This window comes from Actinosynnema sp. (assembly GCF_052038725.1).
The window spans coordinates 1-8,956 of the sequence record NZ_JBQGCX010000515.1 but is presented as its reverse complement, the minus strand read 5'-3'; the positions used below and the strand labels follow the sequence as shown (position 1 = coordinate 8,956).

General features: G+C 73.1%; 7 protein-coding genes. 2 read left to right on the top strand and 5 right to left on the bottom strand.

The annotated features are described in order from the left end of the window. From ACTUAL_RS10295 to ACTUAL_RS10280, 4 genes are all read right to left on the bottom strand, one after another. Positions 1-1,308, bottom strand: a 1,308-nt coding sequence (locus ACTUAL_RS10295; RefSeq protein WP_440900109.1) for a substrate-binding domain-containing protein, incomplete at its 3' end; no start/stop codon positions are given. Next, positions 1,305-2,501 carry a hypothetical protein gene (locus tag ACTUAL_RS10290; protein ID WP_440900108.1) on the bottom strand — a complete coding sequence of 399 codons (1,197 nt, stop codon included), beginning with the start codon at positions 2,499-2,501 and terminating at the stop codon, positions 1,305-1,307. The genes ACTUAL_RS10290 and ACTUAL_RS10295, both read right to left, overlap by 4 nt. Positions 2,502-2,591: 90 nt before the next feature. Further along, positions 2,592-3,737, bottom strand: coding sequence for an acyl-CoA dehydrogenase family protein (locus tag ACTUAL_RS10285; protein WP_096492179.1), 1,146 nt, complete (start codon positions 3,735-3,737; stop codon positions 2,592-2,594). A gap of 175 nt (positions 3,738-3,912) precedes the next feature. Next, complete coding sequence (locus tag ACTUAL_RS10280; RefSeq protein ID WP_096492178.1) at positions 3,913-4,698, bottom strand: sporulation protein; 786 nt, start codon at positions 4,696-4,698, stop codon at positions 3,913-3,915. Positions 4,699-4,816: 118 nt separating this feature from the next. Here ACTUAL_RS10280 and ACTUAL_RS10275 point away from each other — a divergent pair, with 118 nt between their 5' ends. Continuing rightward, entirely contained in the window at positions 4,817-5,206 is a 390-nt protein-coding gene (locus tag ACTUAL_RS10275) for a DUF4259 domain-containing protein (RefSeq protein WP_440900107.1), read from the top strand. 414 nt (positions 5,207-5,620) lie between these two features. After that, complete coding sequence (secA2, locus tag ACTUAL_RS10270; RefSeq protein WP_096492176.1) at positions 5,621-7,939, top strand: accessory Sec system translocase SecA2; 2,319 nt, start codon at positions 5,621-5,623, stop codon at positions 7,937-7,939. Between the two features lie 160 nt (positions 7,940-8,099). Here the strand turns inward: secA2 and ACTUAL_RS10265 are convergent, their stop codons facing one another. After that, positions 8,100-8,381: a hypothetical protein gene (locus tag ACTUAL_RS10265; protein ID WP_096497671.1), complete on the bottom strand. Its 282-nt coding sequence runs from the start codon at positions 8,379-8,381 to the stop codon at positions 8,100-8,102. Between the last annotated feature and the right edge of the window lie 575 nt (positions 8,382-8,956).

Sequence of the window (8,956 nt, the reverse complement as noted above, 5' to 3'; positions counted from 1 at the left end):
CCCGTGCGGCCCCGCCAGGTACTCCTCGGGACCGATGCCCGCGTTCGACTCGCCGTCGGTGATCAGCACGACGGGCCCGTCGCCCGCGAGCTCCTGCCCGCGCCGCAGCGCCGTCCACAGCGCGGTGCCCTCGCCGAGGTCGTCGGACGCGAGCACGGCCGCCAGCCCGTCCAGCGCGGCCTGCCCGTCGACGACGACGGTCCGCTCGTCCAGAACCCGCCCGGCGAAGCGCACCACGGTGATCCGCTCGCCGAGCGCGAACCGGTCGAACCCGCCCCCGCCGGACAGCCGCGCGAACACGTCCCGCAGCTGCGCGATCCGCTCCCCGCGCATGGACAGCGAGTAGTCCAGGACGAACACCACGCTCCCCCGCAGCCCGGCCGCCGCCCGGTCGTAGGCGGCGAGCACCGCGTCCACCACGGCCTGCTCCGCCGGGAAGTACAGCGCGGCGCCGATCTCCTCGGACAGCCGCTCGGGCCGGGGCAGCGCGGGGTCGACGGGTCTGCGCGCGGTGGTCTCGGCGATCCGCCGCTGCACCGCGTCCGAGCGCAGCCACGCCACCACCCGGTCGTACGCGTCCCGGTGCTCGGGCCGCACGAGCAGCAGCGGGTAGTCGGCGAGCACGACCCCGTCGCGCGGGCGCACCAGGTCGAACCCGCCGGGCACCCGCCCGGAGTCGGCCAGCCGCAGCAGCTCGGACTCGGGGCCGACGACCGCGTCCACGTCGTCGCGCCGGGCGAACTCGGCCAGCGCGGTCGCCGAGTCCGGTTCGGCCCGCACGAGCCCGGTGAGCAGGCCGCCGAGCTTGTCGCACGCCACGTCCTGCAGGCGCAGCGCGCTCCCGGTGCCCGCGGCGGCGGTGGCGACGCCGATCAGCGCGGACAGGCCGCTGTCGGCGCGGTGCGGGTCGGCCAGCGCGAACCGCAGCCCGCCGCCCGCGGCGAGCTGGGCGACGTCGGCCCAGGTGCCGCCGCGCAGGCCCGGCGCGCGGTCGCGCTTGACGGCGAGCACCAGCGGCGAGGTCATGGTCGGGGTGGCCAGCGGCAGCTCGCCGCCCGCCAGGCGCAGGTAGCGGGTGCTGGGCGGCCACGCCAGGTCGTGCCCGGACAGGTCGGCGCCGAGCGTCTCGCGGTGGTCGAGCACCAGCTCGACGCCGGTGTCGCGGCGCAGGTCGGGCAGCAGCGGGGCGAGGTCGGCCAGCTCGGGCGCGGCCAGCGCGGTCAGCCGCACCTCGGGCGGGCGGGTGGTCGTGCAGGCGGTGGGCGCGAGCAGCGCGGCGACGGCCAGGAGCAGGGCCGCGCGCCTCACCGGCAGCCGCCGACGCGCTCGATCATCTTCTCCAGCAGCGGCAGCGGCGGCAGGAACGTCTCGGTGTCGCTGACGCCGCTGTCGGGCGCGGGCAGGCCGAGGGAGTCCAGGTGCTCGGCGAGCCTGCCCGCGCTGAGCGAGCCGTCCGGCTCGAACACCCGGAACCCCAGTTCGAGGGCCCGCTGCTTGAGCGCGGGGTCGTTGCTGATCAGCTGGCCGAGCCGGTCGCCGTCCGGGGTGAGCGCGATGTACTCGGGCACGGTCTGGAGCTGCGCCTCCGGGTAGATCAGCACCCGGTTGGCGTCGGGCTTCCCGTTCTGCCGCACGTGGCGGATCTGGTGGGCCAGGTACTGGGGCTCGTAGAACCCCGCGATCGGCGCCAGGCCGCGGCCCTCGGGCGCGAGGTACTGCATGGACATGTCGTCACCGGGCAGGCCCTGGCCGATCAGGAACGGCTTGACCTGGTCGGCCAGCGCGAGCGCCTCGGCCTCGTCCACCGGCGGGCGCTGGCCGTTGACCACGAACGCCAGCAGCCCCAGGTAGGTGGCGGCGGAGTTGGCGCTGCACACGTCCGGGGTCTGGACCAGGACCTGGTTGCCGTTGTTGAGGCGGCCCCGGCCCAGGTCGGACCACCTGGCGCCCCGGCGCATCAGCTCGACCAGGCTGGCCATGTCGACCGAGAAGTACAGCTTCCCGTCGTCGGCGGTGGCGGGTTCCTCCCCGAGCCCGGTGAGCAGCGCCTCGGCGTAGTCGCGGTACGTGCCGAACACGATCGGGCTGAAGAACGGCTTGTGCACCTTGGCGAACTTGTGCTCCGCCCGCCGCTGCTCCTTGATCAGCAGCGCGGCGGGCTGCCCGGAGGGGAACACGAAGTCGTACTGGTCGACGTCGCCCGTGGCGACCGCGCGCGAGCCCGCCTTGGTGATGTGCACCTGGATGCCGTGCGCCATCAGCTCGCGCCGCACCACCTCGTCGGTGAAGAACTCGGCCTTGGAGGCGAGCTTGCCGGTGATGACGACGACCTGCTGCAGCGGCAGGCCCACCGTGCCGCCCGCGAACAGCGCGATCGCCCCCACCAGGGCGGTGGCCGCGCTGATCGCGAACGGCAGCAGGTAGCGCTTGCGGCGGTACGCGGGCCTGGGCGGGGCCAGGACGGTCAGCTCCGGTTCGGCGATCTGCTGCGGCGCGGCCACGACGTTCCCCCCGATGCGGTCGACTTCTCCCCCAGCCCGACTGTCGCGTGATCGCGATCACGCGTTAGCCGGGGAACCGCACCGCCGGGCTCACAGCCCGAGGTCGCGCCCGATCAGCTCCTTCATGATCTCGTTGGAGCCCGCCCAGATCCGGGTCACCCGCGCGTCCATCCACGCCCGCGCCACCCGGTACTCGGTCATGTACCCGTACCCGCCGTGCAGCTGCACGCACGCGTCCAGCACCGAGTTCTGCACGTCCGCCGTCCAGAACTTGGCCTTGGCGGCGTCGATCGCGGTCAGCTCGCCCGCGTTGTGCGCGAGCACGCACTGGTCCACGTACGCCTGCGTCACGTCGACCTTGGTGACCAGCTCGGCGAGGGTGAACTTGTTGGCCTGGAACGAGCCGATCGACTGGCCGAACGCCTTGCGCTCCTTGGTGTACTCGACCGTCTCGACGAGGATCCGCGCGGCGTGCGCGAGGTTCGACACGGCCGCGCCGAGCCGCTCCTGCGGCAGCCGCCGCATCATGTGCGCGAAGCCCCGGTCGACCTCGCCGACGAGGTTGTCGGCGGGCAGGCGCACGTCGGAGAAGAACAGCTCGGCGGTGTCGGACTCGGGCTGCCCGACCTTGTCGAGCTTGCGCCCGCGCTCGAAGCCGGGCGTGCCCGACTCGACAGCGAACAGGCTGATGCCCCTGGCGCCCCGGTCGGGGCTGGTGCTGGCGGCGACGAGGACGAGGTCGGCGGAGAAGCCGTTGGTGATGAACGTCTTGGAGCCGTTGAGGATCCAGTCGGAGCCGTCGCGCACGGCGGTGGTCTTGAGCGCGGCGAGGTCGGAGCCGCCGGACGGCTCGGTCATGCCGATGGCGGTGACCAGCTCGCCGGAGCAGAACCGGGGCAGCCAGCGCCGCTTCTGCTCCTCGGTGCACAGGTCGACCAGGTAGCGGCCGACGACGTCGCCGTGGATGCCCAGGCAGGAGGCGACGCCCGCGCTGAGCGCGCACAGCTCCTCGGCGAACACGGTGTTGAACCGGTAGTCGTCCGCGCCGGACCCGCCGTGCTCCTCGGGGACCTCCAGCCCCAGCAGCCCCTGGCGGCCCGCCTCCAGCCACACGTCCCGGTCGAGGCCGCGCTGCTCGACGAACCTGGGGTAGTTCGGCCGGAGGGCGCGGTCCACGAACGCCCGCGCGCTCTCGCGGAACGCGTGGTGGTCGTCGTCGAACATCGTGCGCCGCACCGGGGACCTCCTCGTCGCGGTCCGGGCGCGCGCCCGGACCTCACCGTGCGGTCAGGGTGCAACACGCTCCGCGCACGGTCAAGGACGCCGGGAGCACGCGGGTTCGGCCGGGCGCGCGGCGCGGCCTGCTCCACCCGGCGGGACGCGCGGGCGTCCCCACCGGGTGGGGTCGGGGCTAGAAGATGCCGCGCCTGCGGGCGACCTGGTCCATCCACTGGTGCACGAGCCCGGCCCAGTCGGTGCCGGGGACCTGCGAGTGCGGCAGCGAGAAGTGCCCGAAGACGTCGCCGCCGGCGCGCAGCAGCCCGCCCCTGCGGTCGGCCTCCAGCACCACGTGCAGCTGCTGCGGGTCGGCGACGAAGCTCAGCTCGACCTGGCTGATCCGGTTGAGGAACTGCACCGGGGGCCGGAACTCGATCTCCTGGTAGAACGGCAGCTGCTGCGGGACGCCGTGGATGCGGCCCTGCTCGCAGTCGGCCTTGCTGAAGGTGAAGCCGAGCGCGTCGAACGCGGCCAGCACGTGCTCCTGCGACGGCAGCGGGTGCACCGCGAACGGGTCCAGGTCGCCGGGGTCGATCGCGCCGCGCACGTCCAGCTCGGTGCGCAGGCCCATCGTCATGCCGTGCAGGTGCCTGCCGTGCACGACGGTCAGCGGCGTCTCCAGCGGGATCTGGAACCGGAACGGCAGCGAGTACTGCTGACCCGCGCCGACCACGACCTTCTCGGCGACGATGATGCCCGCGAACTCGACGTTGCGGACGTGCTCCTCGTCGCCGCGCTCCACCTCGACCCTGGTGACCAGGGTGAGCTTCACCCGGTCGATCTCGGCCTGGTGGTCGCCGCCGGAGATGCGGACCTCGCCGGTCAGCACGTCGCCGGGGCGGACGTTGGGGTTGCTCAGCACGGTGTCCACCGAGGGTCCCCCGACCCCGAACGCGCGCAACATCCTCTTGAACACCACGGGCTTCCTCCACTGTCTCAAGTGCCCTGATTGACGCGCGAGCACCCCGGAAGGTTCCCCGGAACCGGTGTCGATCACGCTCGCGGGCGGTTGTCCTGTGTGGACTAGGCTCTCGCACATGGGAGCTTGGGGCACCGGGGTGTTCGAGAACGACGGGGCGCTGGACCTGCTGGCGGTGCTGCGCGACGCCGACCCCGAGGAGCGGACCGGCGTGCTCCGCGAGGCCCTGGAGGCGGCGGCGGACGAGTCCGACTACCTGGAGAACCCGGAGGCCCAGTCGGCGCTCGCGGCGGCGGCCGTGGTGGCGGCGGCGCGCGTCGGCGAGGTGGTGCGCAACGGGGCCGAGGTGCCGGAGCCGGACACCGCGCTGGTCGCGCTGGCCGGGCGGGCGCTGGACCGGGTCGTGGCCGAGGAGTCCGAGTGGCGCGAGCTGTGGGAGGAGGCCGAGGAGCTGGAGGAGGCCCTCTCGGCGCTCGCCGAGGTGCAGACCGGGCTGGACCTGGACTGAGGGGCGGGCGCGGGCGAACGACCGGACGTCGGATCGGTTGCCCCCGAGCCCGACGCAAGTTGGTGTTCCCGAACCCGGTGCGGCCGGGCGGGGTGATCTGAATCGAGCAGGACCGAACCGCGCGGGCCGATCGGAGTAGACCGGTACGAGCGGGGTCGTGGCGGCCCCGAGACCTGCCGGTCACCCGACGTGACCGGAGAGGGCGCCCGAGTCGAGGGCGCAGCGCTCGCGGAGTCCCGCCCCGCCGATGGGGCCGGTGGGGCGGCGCTCTGCGAGCGCGGGGCCCGCACCGGGCGCGACCACCCCGGCACGCTGCGCGAACGCCCCCGCGCCCCGGTCGGGCGGGTGCGGGAGAGTGAACGGTCAACCGGGTGACGTGCGGAACGCCACGCCGGTGGCGTACGTTGCCCGTCCGTGACCACACTCCTCGGGCGGTTCAAGCAGCGGCTGCGCCGGTTCGCGCAGAAGCCGGGTTCTGCTGACCTCTCGCCCTACCGCGCCCTGCTCGACGAGGTCAACGCGCGGGCGGAGGCGATCGGGAAGCTCAGCGACGCCGAGCTGACCGAGGCCGCCACCGCCCTGCGGGAGAAGGCCCCGTTCAAGCGGGCCGACCTGGTGGAGGTCGTCGCGCTGGGCCGCGAGGCCGCCGACCGCGCGCTGGGCCTGCGCCCGTTCGACGTGCAGGTGCTCGGCGCGCTGGGCCTGCTGGACAAGCACGTCGTGGAGATGGCCACCGGCGAGGGCAAGACCCTGTCCGGCGCGATCGCCGCCGCGGGCTTCGCCCTGCAGGGCAAGCAGGCGCACGTGGTGTCGGTCAACGACTACCTCGCGCAGCGCGACGCCGAGTGGATGGGGCCGCTGTACGCGCTGCTGGGCGTGTCGGTGGGCTGGCTGAGCCAGAGCTCCAAGCCCGAGGAGCGGCGCGCCGCCTACCAGGCCGAGGTCACCTACGCGTCGGTCAGCGAGATCGGGTTCGACGTGCTGCGCGACCGGCTGGCCACGAGCGTGGCGGACCGGATCGTGCCGGAGCCGAGCGTGGCGCTGGTCGACGAGGCCGACTCGGTGTTTGTGGACGAGGCGCGCGTGCCGCTGGTGCTCGCGGGCTCCACCGCCGGTCCCGCCGCCGATCCGGCGCTGGCCGAGCTGGTCAAGCGGCTGCGGCGCGACCTGCACTTCGAGGTGGACGACGAGGAGCGCAACGTCTACCTGACCGGGGCGGGCAGCGAGGCGGTCGAGCGGGCGCTCGGCGGCATCGACCTGTACTCGGACGAGCACGTGTCGACCACCCTGTCCAAGGTGAACGTGGCGCTGCACGCGCAGGTGCTGCTGCACCGGGACGTGGACTACATCGTCCGCGACGGCAAGGTGCACCTGATCAACGACACCAAGGGCCGCATCGCGAAGCTCCAGCGCTGGCCGGACGGCCTGCAGGCGGCCGTGGAGGCCAAGGAGGCGGTGGCGACCACCGACAGCGGCGAGGTGCTCGACTCGATCACCGTGCAGGCGCTGCTCAACCGCTACCCGGTGGTGTGCGGCATGACCGGCACCGCGGTGGCCGTCGCCGAGCAGCTGCGCACGTTCTACGCGCTCGAGGTGCTGGTCATCCCGTCCAACGTCGACTGCGTGCGCGAGGACGAGGAGTCGCGGGTGTACGCGACGCTGGAGCAGAAGGAGGCGGCGATCGTCGCCGCCATCGCCGAGGCGCACGCGAACGGCCGCCCGATCCTGGTGGGCACGCTGGACGTGGCCGAGTCGGAGCGGCTCTCCCGCAAGCTCGCCGAGGCGGGGCTGGAGTGCGTGGTGCTCAACGCGAAGAACGACGCCGAGGAGGCGTCGATCATCGCGGACGCCGGGTCGTTCGAGCGGATCACCGTGTCGACGCAGATGGCGGGCCGGGGCACGGACATCCGGCTCGGCGGGCACGAGTCGACGGACCGGGAGCGCATCGCCGAGCTGGGCGGGCTGTACGTGATCGGCACCGGGCGGCACTCGTCGTCGCGGCTGGACGACCAGCTGCGCGGGCGCGCCGGGCGGCAGGGCGACCCCGGCGGGTCGGTGTTCTTCTCCTCGCTGCAGGACGAGCTGTTCACCCAGTACGTGCCGGACTTCGCGGACGCCAGCGAGGTCGAGGAGGACGGGCGGGTGGTCGACAAGGGCACGCTGGCCACGGTCGAGCACGCGCAGCGCGTCGCCGAGGGCGTGCACCTGGAGATCCACCGGAACACATGGCGCTACAGCAAGCTGATCGAGCACCAGCGGCTGCTGCTGCTCAAGCGGCGCGAGGAGCTGCTGACCGGCGGGGACGCCTGGGAGGAGCTGGCGCGGCGCAAGCCGGAGCGCGCCGAGGAGCTGGCGGAGCTGGACGAGGAGGTCCGGTTCGAGGCGGCGCGGCAGATCGTCCTGCACCACCTGGACCAGCGGTGGACCGACCACCTGGTGTTCCTGACCGACCTGCGCGAGGGCATCCACCTGCGGGCGCTGGCCAGGCAGAACCCCCTGGACGAGTTCCACCGCGAGGCGATCACGGCGTTCAACAAGGTGGAGAACGACGCGTGGGAGGAGTCGGAGGACACCTTCGTGAAGGTGACCATCGACGCGGAGGGCGCGCACCTGGAGGCGGCGGGCGTGCAGCGGCCGAACACGACGTGGACGTACCTGGTGCACGACAACCCGTTCTCGTCCGGGCTGGAGGAGACGTTCAAGGGCCTGGTGAACATGGTGCGGCGCAAGTAGCGCCCGCGGAGCGGCGCCCTGGCAGCGCTTCGCGCGCGCTCAGGGGCGCGGTGGCGTTGCGGGGCCCGGTTCACCCTCCTGCGGGGTGGGCCGGGCCCCTTGCGGTCCGCGGGCGGCGCTCAGGCGGGCGCGGGGGCGGGTGGTGCGCCGCCCCCGCCCGTCAGACCAGCGTCCGCGTCGTCCCGCCGAGGGACTCCTCGACGGGCCGCGGCGCCTGCGGGGGAACGGTGGAGCGCGGTCTGCCCACGACCTGCTCCTCCACGGCCAGCTCGGTCAGCGCCCGGATCTCCGCGAGGATGTCCAGGTGCTCCTGGGACGGCGGGGGGCCGACCAGGTTGGAACGGCTGTGCGCGGTCACCTCGGCGCGGTGCGCGAGGTTCTGAATCCGTCGGATGAGGTCCAACTCCAGTTCGGACGGCTTGGAGCGCCTTTGCTCAGTCACCCTGGAAGCGAACACCTCACAGCGGGTGAACGTAAATCACCTGGCCGTGCGAAATTCACTGCGTCAACCCAGCTACCCCCATTGCCGGAGGCCAATCTCACCGTCCCGGTGGATATGCCCCCGGAGGTCAGGTGAGCGGACGGGGCGCGTGCGCGTCCCGGTCAGGCCCTTACCCCCGCACCCGCCCCACGAACGGGTCGGTTGTCGACCTGGCCGGGCGGCAGCCCGCTGACAGGCAGCAATCCCACCATCGGTAGCTCTGCGCGGATCAGGTCAACCGTTCGGGGGGTAACCCGTTCTTATGCCGGTTACCTGCCTGATACGCGGATGCGACGCAGAAGGGCGTTCTGCGCACCGGTGAACGCGCGTGAACGGGCGGGGAAGGGGCGCTGAATCGGTGCACTCGGGCGGGCGCGCGTTGCCGGGCCGAAGCGGGAACGACCCCTGTCCGACTCGGGGCTGAATGGGGAGGCGCGTTTTTCGCGGGGTGGCCCCGCAACCGGTTTGCGGGCGAATCACCGATATACCTGACCGCCATTCGCGGGACCCCTGGAGCGCGAAGCGGGGCGCCCCGT